13 protein-coding genes and 4 pseudogenes are annotated in these 14,914 nt (G+C 39.0%); 16 read left to right on the top strand and 1 reads right to left on the bottom strand.

The window, feature by feature from the left end; translation table 11 throughout:
* Positions 1 to 78: 78 nt before the first annotated feature.
* Positions 79 to 819, top strand: a complete 741-nt coding sequence (locus tag ACEWFH_RS13630; protein WP_473724427.1) for an enoyl-CoA hydratase/isomerase family protein — start codon at positions 79 to 81, stop codon at positions 817 to 819.
* An 87-nt stretch (positions 820 to 906) separates the two neighbouring features.
* Positions 907 to 1,473, top strand: a complete 567-nt coding sequence (locus ACEWFH_RS13625; protein WP_473724426.1) for an RsfA family transcriptional regulator — start codon at positions 907 to 909, stop codon at positions 1,471 to 1,473.
* A 34-nt stretch (positions 1,474 to 1,507) separates the two neighbouring features.
* Here the strand turns inward: ACEWFH_RS13625 and ACEWFH_RS13620 are convergent, their stop codons facing one another.
* On the bottom strand, positions 1,508 to 1,987 hold the full coding sequence (locus ACEWFH_RS13620; protein ID WP_473724425.1) for an N-acetyltransferase: 480 nt from the start codon (positions 1,985 to 1,987) through the stop codon (positions 1,508 to 1,510).
* A 165-nt stretch (positions 1,988 to 2,152) separates the two neighbouring features.
* Between ACEWFH_RS13620 and ACEWFH_RS13615 the strand changes: the two genes are divergently transcribed.
* From ACEWFH_RS13615 to ACEWFH_RS13550, 14 genes and pseudogenes are all read left to right on the top strand, one after another.
* Positions 2,153 to 3,496, top strand: coding sequence for an acetyl-CoA carboxylase biotin carboxylase subunit (locus ACEWFH_RS13615; protein WP_473724424.1), 1,344 nt, complete (start codon positions 2,153 to 2,155; stop codon positions 3,494 to 3,496).
* 21 nt (positions 3,497 to 3,517) lie between these two features.
* The gene (locus tag ACEWFH_RS13610; RefSeq protein ID WP_473724423.1) at positions 3,518 to 3,730 is read left to right on the top strand and encodes an acetyl-CoA carboxylase biotin carboxyl carrier protein subunit; all 213 of its coding nucleotides are present in this window, start codon (positions 3,518 to 3,520) and stop codon (positions 3,728 to 3,730) included.
* A 52-nt stretch (positions 3,731 to 3,782) separates the two neighbouring features.
* Positions 3,783 to 5,321 (top strand): annotated as a pseudogene (locus tag ACEWFH_RS13605) (acyl-CoA carboxylase subunit beta).
* A gap of 255 nt (positions 5,322 to 5,576) precedes the next feature.
* Entirely contained in the window at positions 5,577 to 5,903 is a 327-nt protein-coding gene (locus ACEWFH_RS13600) for a ketopantoate reductase family protein (protein WP_473724422.1), read from the top strand.
* Positions 5,861 to 6,439: a ketopantoate reductase family protein gene (locus tag ACEWFH_RS13595; protein WP_473724421.1), complete on the top strand. Its 579-nt coding sequence runs from the start codon at positions 5,861 to 5,863 to the stop codon at positions 6,437 to 6,439. The genes ACEWFH_RS13600 and ACEWFH_RS13595 overlap by 43 nt, the downstream gene beginning before the upstream one ends.
* Before the next feature lie 27 nt (positions 6,440 to 6,466).
* The gene (locus tag ACEWFH_RS13590) at positions 6,467 to 6,850 is read left to right on the top strand and encodes a DUF3397 domain-containing protein (RefSeq protein WP_473724420.1); all 384 of its coding nucleotides are present in this window, start codon (positions 6,467 to 6,469) and stop codon (positions 6,848 to 6,850) included.
* 214 nt (positions 6,851 to 7,064) lie between these two features.
* Positions 7,065 to 8,550 (top strand): annotated as a pseudogene (gene bshC / locus ACEWFH_RS13585) (bacillithiol biosynthesis cysteine-adding enzyme BshC).
* Between the two features lie 125 nt (positions 8,551 to 8,675).
* A pseudogene (gene mraZ / locus ACEWFH_RS13580) lies at positions 8,676 to 9,106 on the top strand (division/cell wall cluster transcriptional repressor MraZ).
* Positions 9,107 to 9,137: 31 nt separating this feature from the next.
* Positions 9,138 to 10,069 (top strand): annotated as a pseudogene (gene rsmH, locus ACEWFH_RS13575) (16S rRNA (cytosine(1402)-N(4))-methyltransferase RsmH).
* Between the two features lie 14 nt (positions 10,070 to 10,083).
* Positions 10,084 to 10,443, top strand: coding sequence for a cell division protein FtsL (gene ftsL / locus ACEWFH_RS13570; RefSeq protein ID WP_473724419.1), 360 nt, complete (start codon positions 10,084 to 10,086; stop codon positions 10,441 to 10,443).
* Positions 10,444 to 10,579: 136 nt separating this feature from the next.
* Positions 10,580 to 11,308 carry a penicillin-binding protein 2 gene (locus ACEWFH_RS13565; RefSeq protein ID WP_473724418.1) on the top strand — a complete coding sequence of 243 codons (729 nt, stop codon included), beginning with the start codon at positions 10,580 to 10,582 and terminating at the stop codon, positions 11,306 to 11,308.
* Positions 11,305 to 11,877 carry a penicillin-binding transpeptidase domain-containing protein gene (locus ACEWFH_RS13560; protein ID WP_473727302.1) on the top strand — a complete coding sequence of 191 codons (573 nt, stop codon included), beginning with the start codon at positions 11,305 to 11,307 and terminating at the stop codon, positions 11,875 to 11,877. The genes ACEWFH_RS13565 and ACEWFH_RS13560 overlap by 4 nt, the downstream gene beginning before the upstream one ends.
* Positions 11,878 to 11,885: 8 nt before the next feature.
* Positions 11,886 to 12,677, top strand: a complete 792-nt coding sequence (locus ACEWFH_RS13555; protein WP_473724417.1) for a PASTA domain-containing protein — start codon at positions 11,886 to 11,888, stop codon at positions 12,675 to 12,677.
* Positions 12,678 to 12,740: 63 nt separating this feature from the next.
* Complete coding sequence (locus ACEWFH_RS13550; RefSeq protein ID WP_473724416.1) at positions 12,741 to 14,675, top strand: stage V sporulation protein D; 1,935 nt, start codon at positions 12,741 to 12,743, stop codon at positions 14,673 to 14,675.
* Positions 14,676 to 14,914: the final 239 nt, after the last annotated feature.

The following is a 14,914-nucleotide window of genomic DNA, read 5'->3' as shown; positions in this document are numbered from 1 at the left end:
CCTGTTTTTTCATATACATAAAATTAGAAGCGCTTTCTTTGAACTGGAGGTGTATGAGTTGAGTGAACAGCCTGTATTATGGGAAAAAAGAATGGAATTGGGTGGATTACATTAAATCGGCCTGAAGTTAGAAATGCTGTTAATTTTGAAGTAATGAAGCTTTTAACGAATTTTTTACATGTAGCCAAGCAAGATCATGATGTAAAAGTTCTTATTATCACAGGTGCTGGTACGAAAGCGTTCTGTTCTGGGGGAGATCTAAGTGCATTTCATTCTCTTAAGACAGAAGAACAGGCATATGGAATGCTTTCTAAAATGGGAGTTGTATTAGATGAACTGTTTTTCTTTCCGAAGCCTACAGTTGCTCTAATAAACGGTTCAGCGGTTGGCGGCGGCTGTGAAATTGCTGCTGCATGTGACATAAGACTTGCTCGAGCCGAAGCGAAAGTAGGTTTTATTCAAGGCCGTTTAGGCATCACAACAGGATGGGGAGGCGGCAGTTATTTGCTAGAAAGGATTGGTCAGACTGAAGCGATGGACCTTTTATATAGTTCAACTCCAGTTACAGCCAAGAGAGGGATGGACCTCGGATTTATTCAATACGTGATAAAAGGAAACAGTTTAAAAGAAACAGAGCGGTTTTTACAGCGTTATACCCAGCAGCCTCTTGGAGTTATCACCTCTTATAAAACACTGCAGCTTCAAAGATATGATGGAGCCAAAATTAAAAAAAGTGTTCAGCTCGAAATTGAGAGATGTGCAAAGCTGTGGGCATCGGATGATCATCATAAAAGAGTAGAGGCATTTTTAAATAAATAAGTTTTCCCTCATTTTAGTAGAATAAAAAGTCTATCTTTTCTAGCACTAGCATATTCTTATTACAAACCACTAAAATGGGGGATCTAAATGACAAATTTGCGCCAGGATGCCTGGACAAAAGATGAAGATGCAATTCTTGCGGAAGTAACATTACGGCATATACGGGAAGGCAGTACTCAGCTAGTTGCTTTTGAAGAAGTAGGAGAAAAATTAACAAGAACGCCTGCCGCCTGCGGATTCAGGTGGAACTCACTTATCCGAAAACAATATGACAAAGCGATTGCAGAGGCAAAAAAAGTACGCAAAGAGCGCAATAAAAGAAAAGTAAAACATCATATCTCTATTTTAGAAGAAAATGTTTTATCTCAACACAACGATTACAAAAACAGCGATCAAAATGAGAAACCACTTACGTTAAATGAAATCATTCTATTTTTACAGCAACTTCAAACCGAAGAACCCGCGAAAAATTTTGAAGCTGAAAACAAAGCATTATTAGCAAAGCTTCAGCAGTTAAAGAAGGAAAACGGTAACTTAAAGACCAAACTTAGTAAAGTGAATAAAGAGTATGAGACCGTTTACCGAGATTATAAAGAAGTTTTGCAGATTATGGATAGAGCGAGGAAACTCGTAGAAGTACCAGTGAGAAATTAAAAAAAGATGGCGATTTCGCCATCTTTTTTATATTTTATGCAAGGCGTTGTTCACTGACGCCTGTAGGATACCAAACATATGGGTTTTGACCGCGATCGCGATCTTGATTATATGTTACAGCTTCAAAGCCCATCTTTTCCCAGAAACCGCCTGATTGCTGTCTGCCATTCGTTTTGATCGGTAGCTGGAATGTTTTTGCGAACTCTACTAATGCCTTACCGAGTCCTTTCGTTTGATGGTGTGGCAATACCTCAAGTTTCCAAAGCTCTAAATAATCTTGCGGAGGATCAAAATACTGATCGTAGGCAGCTTCAATTTGATATAAGCTCATGCGTGCCACTAGTTTATCACCATAATAAATTCCGTAGAACGGAGATTCGCTGTCATTTTCAATCATATTTTCTTGAAGATCCTCGAGCATTGACAGTTCTTGCACACCATACTCCTTGAACTGTTTAAACTCTTCAAGCGTTTTATAGTTAACTAATAATTTCTTTACTTCATACTTTAACATCTGCTCTCCCCCAGTCATCCTGTACTTTTCTCTATAGTTATAGTATATACTAATTATGCAAAAAATTCTTTAAAAATAAAATATTCATTTAGTTTGCGCTTACAAAAAGGGTTTTTGGCTTTTTTGTCGAAAAACGTAATGTTGACAACAGGAAGGAGGATAAACATGAAAAAAATCTTAATCGCCAATCGTGGGGAAATTGCTCTTCGAATTATCCAAACGTGTAAAGAAATGAACATTGAAACGGTAGCTGTATTTTCTGAAGCAGATAAAGACCTCCCTTTTGTAAAAGCTGCTGATGAGGCCGTACATATTGGTGAACCACCGGTTGCCAAATCCTATCTGCAGAGTGATGTTATCCTAGAGGTCGCACTCAAACATAAGGTAGACGCTATTCATCCAGGATATGGACTTTTATCTGAAAATGATGAATTTGCCAGAAAGATAGAGGAAGCGGGTATTACATTTATAGGTCCCGCACCTCAGACGATAGAGTGGATGGGCGATAAAATCATGGCACGAAAAACGATGCAGCAAGCGGATGTTCCGATTGTTCCTGGAACGATTGAGCCCATTGAAGATGTAGAAGATGGCGTTAAACTCGCTGAACAGATCGGCTACCCTGTTATGCTTAAAGCCAGCAGTGGCGGTGGTGGAATCGGAATGGTAAAGTGTCAGAATAACGAAGATCTTCGTAAACATTTTGTGTCTTCACAGCAGCGGGCCAAAAATTACTTTGGATCTGGCAGAATGTTTATTGAAAAATGTATCGAGAATGCAAGACATATAGAAGTCCAGATCATGGGTGATTCACACGGGAATATCGTTCATCTTTACGAGCGGGATTGCAGTGTTCAGCGCCGAAATCAAAAAGTAGTTGAAGAATCTCCATCCCCTTTTTTGACGGAAAGTCTTCGATCTAAAATTACTGAATCAGCCGTCAAAGCTGCTAAAGCAGTAAACTATGTTAATGCAGGAACAGTTGAATTTGTTGTAAGTGAAAACGGTGAGTTTTATTTTTTAGAAATGAACACTAGACTTCAAGTTGAGCATCCTGTTACGGAAAGTATTACAGGTCTTGATTTAGTAAGATGGCAGATTCAAGTTGCACAAGGTGAAAAACTGCCCCTGACACAAAATGAGATTGTGAGCAATGGCCATGCAATTGAGTTTAGGCTTTATGCGGAAGATCCGGTAACTTTCTTCCCGTCACCTGGGAAGATTGAGGAACTTCTTTGGCCTCAAATGGCGAATGTAAGAATAGATACAGGTTATGAAAGCGGAAACGCTGTTACACCTTTTTATGATCCTATGATTGCGAAGATTATTGTAAGCGATTCCAATCGTGAGGGATGTATTAAACAAGGCGTTGAATTCTTTGAAAAACTTGAAATAAACGGGCTTAAAACGAATGCCCCGCTTTTTCAAATGCTTTTAAAAGAAGAGGATTTTGTAAAAGGTGACTATACGACAAGCTATTTAAGCAAACGAACAGTAAGTAAATCGTAATTAGAAAAAGGAGAGAGAGAAATGAAAGAAATTACAGCATCTATGGCAGGCACAGTATGGCAAGTATTAGTTAGTGAAGGTGATGAAGTAACTGCAGGGCAAACCGTTATTATCTTGGAATCTATGAAAATGGAAATTCCAGTTGATGCTATAGACGGCGGAACTGTTGAAAGCGTTAAGTTTGCATCTGGAGATTTTGTTAATGAGGGCGATGTACTCGTTACACTAAAATAATAGCTCTGCACATATTCTGAGCGAGCGCTCACTCTCTTAAAGGAGGTATATCATGGTTGCAAAATTAGAAAACCAACTAAAAGAAAAGATCGATCAAATCGAAGCAGGCGGTGCACAGAAATATCATGAGAAAAACAATTCTCAAAATAAGATGTTTGTCCGTGATCGGCTCAATCTGCTTTTTGATAACGGTGAATATACGGTAGAAGATGCTAAATTTGCGAACAACCAAGCTGGTGATCTTCCGGCAGATGGAGTGGTAACTGCAATCGGTAAACTAGGCGGAAAAACAGTTTGTGTAATGGCTAATGATTCGACTGTAAAAGCAGGCTCTTGGGGAGCTCGAACCGTTGAAAAGATTATCCGAATTCAGGAGACTGCTCAAAAATTAAAAGTTCCGATGCTTTATTTAGTTGACTCAGCAGGTGCTAGAATTACCGATCAGATCGACATGTTTCCAAATCGCCGTGGAGCAGGCAAGATTTTTACAATCAAGTAAAAATGTCTGGTATGATCCCCCAAGTTTGTATTCTGTTCGGTCCATCAGCAGCAGGTGGAGCTTACATCCCAGCGTTTTGTGATATCGTAATCATGGTTGATCAGAATGCATCCATGTATTTAGGAAGTCCGCGTATGGCCGAAAAGGTAATCGGTGAAAAAGTAACACTTGAAGAAATGGGCGGAGCAAGAATGCATTGTTCAATTAGTGGATGCGGAGATCTTTTAGCTGCTAACGAAACTGAAGCGATTGAGGAAGCTAGACGTTATCTCTCTTACTTCCCTAGCAACTACAAACAGAAAGCTCCTGTTATCGAAGCGGTTTCTCCTAAAGCTGGCAGAGAGTTAGAAGCGATTGTTCCTGAAAATCAAAACGTGCCTTTTGATATGTACGAGTTTATTGATGGGCTGATTGATGAAGGAAGCTTTTTTGAAATGAAAAAGTTATTCGCGCAAGAGATTGTAACTGGTTTTGGCCGTATTGATGGAAAACCTGTAGGCATTATTGCGAACCAGCCAAAAGTAAAAGGCGGCGTATTGTTTGTTGATTCTGCCGATAAAGCAGCTCGTTTTATAACGCTTTGTGATGCGTTCTCAATTCCTCTCCTTTTTCTTATCAGATGTTCCAGGATTTATGATTGGAACGAAAGTAGAACGAGCAGGAATTATCCGTCATGGAGCTAAGTTGATTGCAGCGATGAGCGATGTAACCGTTCCAAAAATTTCTGTTATTGTCCGAAAAGCATATGGAGCAGGTCTTTATGCGATGGCTGGCCCTGCTTTTGAACCGGATTGCTGTATAGCGTTACCAACAGCGCAAATTGCCGTAATGGGACCGGAAGCTGCAGTAAATGCAGTATATTCTAACAAAATAAATGAAATTGAAGATGTAAAAGAACGTATTCAATTTGTTCAGCAAAAGCAGCAAGAATATAAAGAACACATTGATATTTATAAGCTTGCATCTGAAATGATCATTGATGATATCGTTTCTCCTTCATCACTGAGAGACGAACTTGCAAATCGTTTTGCTTTTTATGAAAACAAAGAAATGATCTTTAGCGAACGTAAACATCCCGTTTATCCTGTATAAAACGAAACCCTCCCGCACGTACGGGAGGGTTTTTTGAATAGGCTCTTTTCTAAAGGATTGTTGTTTTCAAACTTCATTTTAATTTCTTCTTTGGATATTGAGTCGAGTGGAAGATGATCACCGACTGCCCCGCGTAAAGCGAGCAGCCTGGAACGGAAATCAACTACTTTCAAAGCATCAATGAACAAGAAAATAGCCTTCGAATGCTTCGTACATATGGTAATATCGAGTTAATACATAGCTATGGGGGTTACTATGAAGATAAGTGTTATTGGCGGCGGTGCTATTGGTTTATTAGTCTCTTATTTTCTAAAAATGAACGGAAACGAACCGGTTATCTATACAAGAAGTGCTGAACAAGCTGAGGAGTTACAAAAAGCGGGTCTCACCTATGAAAACATAAAAGGTGTTAAATCAAATGTCAGAGTAGAAGCAAAGCCTGTTGAAGAATTTAGTGGTAATGAACACTTTTGTATAATAACAGTTAAGCAAACAGCAATAAAAGATCTAAAGTGGCTAGAAAATTTTAGTGAGATTTCGTGCCTCTTTTACAGAATGGGATCAGCCATCTTGCCTTTATAGACATCTTGCCGCATACACAAGTAAGCGTAGGTGTAGTGGAGCACGGAGCTGTAAAAAACAATCATACAGCTGTTCATCATTTAGGAGATGGAAGAATTAAACTTTCTTCATATAGGGGGAATTCTCACCACGAATGGAAGTCGCTTCTAAACTCAAATCTTTCCCCTATAGAATTAGAAGAAGATTGGGAAACGATGGTTTATGAAAAATTAATTATGAATGCATCCATTAATCCTCTAACAGCTATTTTAAGAATAACCAATGGGGAACTGCTCACGAACAAACACGCATTTTTTATAATGAAGGAACTGTATGAAGAGGCGATCACAGTTTTGAATTTACTCGATCGGCGTGAAGAGTTATGGAAGGAATTGCTAACCCTTTGCAGAAATACTTCATTGAACCGCTCTTCAATGTTAAAAAGTGTGGAAAGAGGTAAGCAAACAGAAATAGACAGCATTACGGGTGAAATCATTAAACGAGCGATAAAACTCAAGGTCGACACCCCTGTTCTCGGTTTGTATATGAAGCTGTAAAAGCATTGGATTGGAGAGGATGAATGATTGATTAGTGTATTAGGTGCGATTATTGCTACTTTAATAACCGTTCCTTACATCGTCTTTTTTCTTGTTAACAAGAGTATATATACACTTACAAAAAAGAAAAGAAAGGCCTTTAAGGCGGGGACTGACAGCACGACATTATTTTTGTTTTTAGCCATCGAAAGAATGACAGTTGAGATTTGGGGCCAATCTTATTATTGGATCCTTCTTTTATTGTTTTTATCAGGTTGTTTACTTTTCACATATGTAATTTGGAAAAATGAGCTGGATTTGTCCATCGGTAAGATTTTAAGGCTTAATTGGCGTTTGCAGTTCCTTGTACTCTCCATCGGCTATTTTTCATTAATGACTTATGGGATCGTTTCACGAATTTTGGACGTTTAGAGCAAATCTTTTATGGTCTTTAACATTTTTTTGCTATACTCGTTAAGGATATAATTGATACGTAGAAAGGAAGTACATAAATGAGACTGGAGGAAATGCAGCTTCATACATCACCTTTTATTGAAAGGTACTCCAATGGAGATTCAGAAGTTGTCCGTTTTTTGATTATAAAGCACCCTATGATAAGCGTGAATGGACGAAACGACAGCAGGAATTGAAGCGTTATTCATTTCCAAGGCAGGCACTTACAAATTATTTGTCTTCTTATAATCATAAAATAGGCTCTTCGTCCAAAACGTTGGATCATATACAAAAACTTAATAAACCTGAAAGTTTAGCTGTTGTAGGTGGACAGCAAGCAGGTCTTCTTACCGGACCGCTTTTAGTTATTTACAAGTGCATCAGTACGATTCAGTTAGCAAAACAAGCTCAAAAAGAACTCAATGTTCCGGTTGTTCCGATATTTTGGATCGCTGGGGAAGATCATGATATGGATGAAATTAACCATGTCTTTGTTCCGAAAAATAATACAGCAAAAAAGATATCTTTAAAAGCGGCTTCATCTGTTAAGTCTTCTGCATCTTTGTGGGAGTGGAACAGAGAAGATGTTAAGCCATGGCTAAAAGAAGTATTCCGTTCGTTTGGCGAGACGGCCTATACAAGTGATATCTTAGCTGAAACTGAACGAATTTTAGAGAAGTCAGATTCCATTGTCACTTTTTTGCTAAGTTGCTTTCAAAGTGGTTTTCAGAAGAAGGTTTGATTCTTTTGGATTCTGGAGACCCGGAATTTAAGAAACTTCAATCCCATGTTCTAAAAGATATCATCATCAATAATAACGATATTGATGATGCTTTTATTTCTCAAACGAAAGAACTTAATAAAAGTGGGTACCGTGATCCGATAGAAGTTCAAAGTAACAATGCTCATTTGTTCTATACAAAGGATAACGAAAGAATCCTCTTATATCGTTCTGAAGATGGCTTTTCTTCAAAAGAAAACAATTTTCACATCTCTGAGGCAGAACTATTAGAAGAAGCGGTGCAGCATCCTGAGAAATTCAGCAACAATGTAGTTACACGTCCTTTGATGCAAGAGTTCATGCTGCCTGTTCTATCCTTTATCGCAGGCCCAGGAGAAATTGCCTATTGGGGTGTGCTTGGGAAGGTATTTCATCGATTTAATAGAAAAATGCCGATCTTAACTCCAAGGCTGTCTTTTACACTTGTTACGAATCACATCAACGAACTGATGGATACGAAGAAGTTAACAGCGAAACAGGTTTTAGAAAGTGGAACAGATGACTTTAAAAGAGAATGGTTTGCTAGTAACAGACCGATTGAGACCAATGAATCCATCGAATCTGTCAAAGCGGAATTTACTGCATCATACGGAAAGCTTCTAAAATTGGCAGAAGAAATAGATTCAAAACTCTTACCTGTTGCCGACCAAAATCTAAAGAGAATCCTTTCAGAAATTGATTATATCGAGCAGAAGATGGAACAGCGTGTTCGAAAAAAGTTAAGCAGCCTCTCGCTGAATTTGACGAGATCATGCTGCAATTAAAACCTACGGAAATTTTGCAAGAGAGAATTTGGAACATTTACCAATTCACCAATGTAATAGGGCCTCATCTTGTAAAGCAACTTATTCAATACCCTTATGAATTCAACGGAAAACATAAAATTATCTATTTATAAATACCAGAAAATAATTTAGAAAAATCCTGTGAGACAGCAGGATTTTTTTTTGCACACGAATAATACTTGTAGTGGTGAAAAGTGGAGCGTTGTGGTAGATTTAGGGGAGAAAGTGGGGTGATCATATGTTCATGGGAGAGTATCAGCACAACATCGACGAAAAAGGACGTATGATCATCCCCTCCAAGTTTCGCGAAGAGCTAGGCACCGAGTTTATTTTGACTCGTGGGTTGGATCAATGTGTATTCGGCTATCCTTTAAGTGAGTGGAAAGTGATCGAAGAAAAACTTAAGAGCTTGCCATTTACAAAGAAGGATGCACGTGCATTTACACGTTTTTCTTTTCTGGAGCAGCTGAATGTCAGCTTGATAAACAGGGAAGAGTGAATATTGCATCTCCACTCAGAGATTATGCAAAACTAGAAAAGGATTGCGTAGTCATAGGTGTCTCGAATAGAATTGAAATTTGGAGCAAATCGATTTGGGAAGAATATTTCTCAAAGTCAGAAGACTCATTTGGTGAAATAGCAGAAAGTCTGATGGACTTCGATTTATAACCCTTAAGTTTACAGCAGAAAGGAATTTTCCATGTTTGACCATATAACTGTTTTAAAACAAGAATCTGTAGATGGTTTGCACGTGAAACCAGATGGTATTTATGTTGATTGTACGATGGGTGGGGCCGGCCATAGTGCGCTAATTTTGTCTCAATTAGAAACGGGCCATTTATATGCTTTTGATCAAGATGATAAAGCTATTGATAACGCGCGTCAGGTGCTGAAGGAACATGAAGGTAAGTTTACGATTATTCGCAGCAATTTCCGTTACATAAAAGAAGAGCTTGCTAACCGTGGCATATATAAGGTGGATGGTATCCTTTTTGACTTAGGTGTCTCATCTCCGCAACTAGATGAAGCGGATAGAGGATTTAGCTATCAGCATGATGCTGAACTTGATATGCGAATGGATCAGTCGAGTGAACTTACAGCAAAAGAAGTGGTAAATGAATGGTCGTTTAATGATTTGATGAAGATTATCTCGAGATACGGCGAAGAGAAGTTCGCTAAACAGATCGCTCGAAAAATTGAAGCGGCAAGAGAGAAAAAGAGATTCAAACAACTGGTGAACTTGTCGAAATAATAAAGGAAGCTATTCCTGCTCCTGCAAGGAGAACAGGCGGACATCCTGCAAAACGGACATTTCAAGCCATTCGTATTGCTGTAAATGATGAGTTGAACGCCTTTGAAGATGCACTTCATGACTCTATTGAGCTACTAAATGTCGGTGGAAGAATTGCAGTCATCACGTTTCATTCTTTAGAAGATCGTGCGTGTAAAAATATACTCAAAAAGGCAAGTACAGGCCCGGAACTACCTCCAGGGCTGCCGGTCATACCAGAAGAATTCAAACCTGAATTAAAGCTCATTACAAGAAAACCGATCGTACCAACAGAAAACGAGCTTGAAGAAAACAGAAGATCACGCTCTGCGAAATTGAGAATCGCTGAAAAACAAAAATAGAGAGGAGAGCTAAAGTGAGTAATTTAGCCTATCAAGTTCAGAAACAGCAAATTCAGTTACAGCCTGAAAGAAACCCGAAACCGGTACAGCAGCCATCCCGTAAATTATTTACAAAGGGTGAAGTGATTTTATGGGGGGCTATGGGTGTTGTATTAGTAGCAGGATTAATTTGGCTCATTTCTCTATATGCATCTGTCTATCAAGCAACTGCTGAAGTTGTAGCCACTCAAAAGAAAATCTCAGCAGAAACAAAGATTGTTGAAGATTATCACCTACAAGTGACAGAGCTGAGTAATCCAGAACGAATCATGAAACTGGCTAAGGAACAAGGGTTTATCTTTGATGATAAGAATGTAAAAGTGGTCCAGGACTAAAAAGCAGGTGTTGTTATGAAATTAAAAGAAAAAATGTTGGAGCAGGTATTCTTATGGTTTTGTTTACCGTGCTCTTTTTTGTATTAACGAGCAAGTTTTTCTCGTTGCATCTTCTCAATCAGCAGAAGGCGTAGATTTGATTGAATATGGAAAAAGAAAATGGCTTAAAAGCGATGTTTTAGACGCGAAGCGTGGAACGATGTTCGATCGAAATGGTGAAGTGATTGCGCAGGATATCCCTTCTTATAGTGTTATAGCTATACTTGATAAAAACTACCCGAATCACATTAAAGATCCAGAAGAAGCTGCTGGAAAATTATCAAAAGTTCTAGACACAGAAAAGGATGAACTAGAAGAACTATTGAGTAAAGAAGGCAGGTTTCAAGTAGAGATTCCTTCTGGAAGAAAAGTATCATACCGGAAAAAAGAACAAATCGAAAAGATGAAAATTCCTGGTATTGATTTTTTAAGAGAGTCCAGAAGGTATTATCCAAATCAAACCTTTGCTGCGCATGTTCTAGGATATACAGGCAACGGAGAAGATGGAGTTCAAGCTGGATTAATGGGTCTTGAAAAATCATTGGACAAATATTTAAAGGAAAAAGACGGTAAGATTACTTTTGTAGGTGATGCGTTCAGCCGAGCGATACCAGCCAATAAAGAATCGATTACGCCGCCAAAACATGGTCAGGATGTTTACTTAACTCTTGATGAAAAAATACAGCTTTATTTAGATGAAGCCGTTCAAGAAGCAGCTAAGAAATATAAACCAGAAAAGATAACAGGAATCGTTGCGGACCCAAAAACAGGAAGAATACTCGCAATGAGTAACTCCCGAGTTTTAACCCAAACAAAAAAGATATAAAGAACTATACAAACTTTGCTGTATCTTATCCTTTTGAGCCAGGTTCAACGATGAAAATCTTTACTTTAGCTGCAGCCATTCAAGAAGGAAAGTATAATGGAAATGATGTTTTTCAATCTGGATCATACAAGCTTCCGAATATCGGAAGACCTATTTACGATCATAATAGAAGAGGATGGGGCACGATCACCTACAACGAAGGCGTCCAGAACTCTTCTAACGTTGCGTTTTCAAAGCTTGTCCGTGAAAAACTAGGTTACGAGAAATTCAGAAGCTATATCTCTAAATTTGGATTGGATCAAAAGACGAATATTGATCTTCCGAATGAAAAGAATGGCTCTATTCTTTATAATTATGAAATTGAAAAAGTGACAACTGCTTTTGGGCAAGGAACAACGATTACACCGATTCAGCAGATCCAAGCTGCAACCGCAATTGCGAATAACGGTAAAATGATGCAGCCTTATGTGATCGACAAAATCATGGATCCTGAAACAAAAAAACCGTTCAGTCAAATGAACCTAAAGTTGCCGGCAATCCAATTTCTGAAGCAACTGCCAAACAAGTAAGAGATATATTGGAAACAGTTGTTACGGATGGAACAGGTAAACCTTATATGATCGATGGTTATAGTGTTGCAGGAAAGACAGGAACTGCACAGATCGTAGGAAAAGACGGTAAGTACATCTCGGGCTGGGGAGAGAATGTTTTTTCATTCCTTGGAATGGCTCCGAAAGATGATCCAAAACTATTAGTATATGTGGCTGTAGAACGGCCAAAGGTTGAGTTCCCTGAAATGGGTTCAACACCTGTTGCTAATATTTTTACGAGTGTTATGAAAAGTAGTTTGCAATACTTAAACATTCAGCCAGAAGCAAAAGAAAAGAGCAATTCAGTAAAAACGAAAAAGTCTTATGGAAAAGAATTGCCTGATTATACAGGTCAATCTGCAAAGGAAGCAAAAACAGAGTTGGAAAAGCTGGGTATGGAAGTTTCCGTGATCGGTTCTGGAGATGAAATTACGAAGCAAGAGCCTTATGAAGGTGCATATGTCATGAAGGGCGAACGTGTAATTCTGAGAACTACAGGGGATGCAAAAATGCCCGATGTAAAAGACTGGTCTTACATGGATATTTTAAGGATCAGTAAACTTCTCGGATTGAAAGAAACGATAACAGGCAGCGGATTTGCTTTTAAACAAAGCATCAAACCTGGAAATCCTGTTAAAGAAGGAGACTTCTTCGTTGTTCAGTTGGAACCTCCTAAAGAATCAGAGCCAGAAACTGATTCAGAAACAGGTGAGAACAATGAAGAAACGGAAACACCTGGAGAAGAAAATACGGAAGAAGATCTGCCAATAACTGACTAAATGTTCTATGCGCTTGTGTACAAGCATATATTTGAAACGAACCATACAAGGGAGGTATTGTGTGTGCGAGTTTCAAATGTAACAGTACGCAGGCGCTTAATTTTTGTTCTTGTTTTTGGACTAGCTTTCTTTTTTGTCATTTCCGTGAGACTCGGCTATGTTCAATTTGTATTAGGAAATATGCTGACTGATCAAGCCCTCGATTCCTGGAGTCGGGATATACCTTTTGAACCGAAAAGGGGTAAGATCCTCGACCGGAATGATGTAGTACTAGCCACAAATATCAGTGCTCCAACCGTTTTTGTTGTGCCTAGACAAATAAAAGAACCTGATGATACAGCAGAAAAGCTGGCTGCTTTGTTAAATATATCAAAAACAGAAGTGTATCAAAGGATTACAAAGAAAGCCTCTATCGTTAGAATTGATAATGGCGGCCGAAAAATCAGCAATGAAAAAGCAAAAGAAGTAGAAGCATTAAATCTTCCAGGTGTTTTTGTTGCGGAAGACAGCAAGCGCCACTATCCATACGGCTCATATCTTTCGCACGTGTTAGGATTTGCAGGGATCGACAGCCAGGGGCTTACTGGACTGGAATTGTATTATGATGAGCAGTTAAACGGTAAAAAAGGACACATATCTTTCTTCTCGGATGCACGTGGCCGGCGAATGCCTTCACTATCTGATAAATATGAAAAACCAAAAGATGGCTATGACCTTAGATTAACTACAGATTCACGAGTACAAACGATCATTGAAAGGGAACTGGATATTGCACAAGCGACGTATAATCCTGATGGTGCAATAGCCATTGCAATGAATCCCAATACTGGCGAAATCCTCGGAATGAGCTCAAGACCAGATTTTGATCCAGAGGAATATAAGCGTGTTTCACCTGAGGTCTATAACCGAAATCTCCCTGTTTGGGCGCAATACGAACCAGGCTCTACATTCAAGATCATTACGCTCGCAGCAGCACTTGAAGAAGAGAAAGTGGACTTAGAGAAAGACCATTTCCACGATCCAGGCTCTATTGAAGTGGCTGGGAGAAAGCTGAAGTGCTGGAAAGCGGGAGGGCATGGCAGCCAAAGCTTTTTAGAAGGAGTACAAAACTCATGCAACCCTGGTTTTGTTATACTTGGACAGCGATTAGGCAAAGATAAACTATTTGAATATATAAAAGACTTTGGTTTTGGAGAAAAGACAGGTGTGGATCTAGCCGGTGAAGGAAAAGGAATCTTATTCTCATTAGATCGAGTAGGACCACTTGAACTAGCTACAACGGCATTCGGCCAAGGGGTATCGGTTACACCTATTCAGCAAGTAGCAGCAGTTTCTGCGGCCGTAAATGGTGGTTATTTATACGAACCATATATAGCTAAAGAACTTGTTGACCCTATAACAGGCAAAATAGTAAGTAAACAAACTCCTAAACTAAAAAGAAAAGTTATTTCTGAAGAAACATCTAAAGAAGTAAGACATGCTCTTGAAAGTGTAGTAGCGCAAGGAACAGGGAAAAATGCATTTGTAGATGGTTACCGTGTTGGTGGAAAAACAGGTACCGCTCAAAAAGCTGAAGGCGGCGTCTACTTAAAGAACAATCACATCGTTTCATTTATCGGTATGGCACCAGCCAATAATCCTGAGATCGTTGTTTATGTAGCAATCGATAATCCGAAAGAAACCTTGCAATTCGGTGGGATCGTAGCTGCACCAATTGTTGGGAACATAATAGAAGACAGTCTTTCTGCTATGGGAGTGAAAAAGCAAAAAGGACAGATCGAAAAGGAAAAAACCTGGCTCGATGCGACTGAAGTTGTCGTTCCGGATCTAGTAGGAAAAGAAACAAAAGAACTGACAAATCTATTGTATAATTTGAAAATAGAAACTTCAGGGAAAGGCAGTTACATCGTACAGCAAGCCCCGAAAGCCGGGGTAAAGCTTGAAGCAGGTAAGACCATCCGTTTATTTTTGGGTGACAAAAAAGAAGTGGAAGATTAAAATAAAGGATGTACACATAGCCAAGCGCGGAATCTTGCCTTGGCTTATTTTTCTTAAAAGTAGGCTATTTTCTAAAAGCACATATCTAAAAGATTGTTGTCTTTTGCTTGTATTGTTCTTTATCTTCATTGATAAGTTGATTGGAGTGGAAGATGCGAGACTCCTGGGGGATTAGCGTGACAGGTGAGACACAGCAGGTGCGTAGCGACAAGCTGGCTTACCGCACGCCCCCGGAAAGC

Source organism: Fictibacillus sp. EA-CB0309, from assembly GCF_055814265.1.
Note: the sequence above shows the minus strand (reverse complement) of the source record. Positions and strands in the feature narration are given on the sequence as shown.

Bases quoted from the DNA above. Each gene is read 5' to 3' on its own strand.
- ACEWFH_RS13630 (WP_473724427.1), top strand. From the start codon at position 79: ATGGGAAAAAAGAATGGAATTGGGTGGATTACATTAAATCGGCCTGAA.
- ACEWFH_RS13625 (WP_473724426.1), top strand. From the start codon at position 907: ATGACAAATTTGCGCCAGGATGCCTGGACAAAAGATGAAGATGCAATT.
- ACEWFH_RS13620 (WP_473724425.1), bottom strand. From the start codon at position 1,987: ATGTTAAAGTATGAAGTAAAGAAATTATTAGTTAACTATAAAACGCTT.
- ACEWFH_RS13615 (WP_473724424.1), top strand. From the start codon at position 2,153: ATGAAAAAAATCTTAATCGCCAATCGTGGGGAAATTGCTCTTCGAATT.
- ACEWFH_RS13610 (WP_473724423.1), top strand. From the start codon at position 3,518: ATGAAAGAAATTACAGCATCTATGGCAGGCACAGTATGGCAAGTATTA.
- ACEWFH_RS13600 (WP_473724422.1), top strand. From the start codon at position 5,577: ATGAAGATAAGTGTTATTGGCGGCGGTGCTATTGGTTTATTAGTCTCT.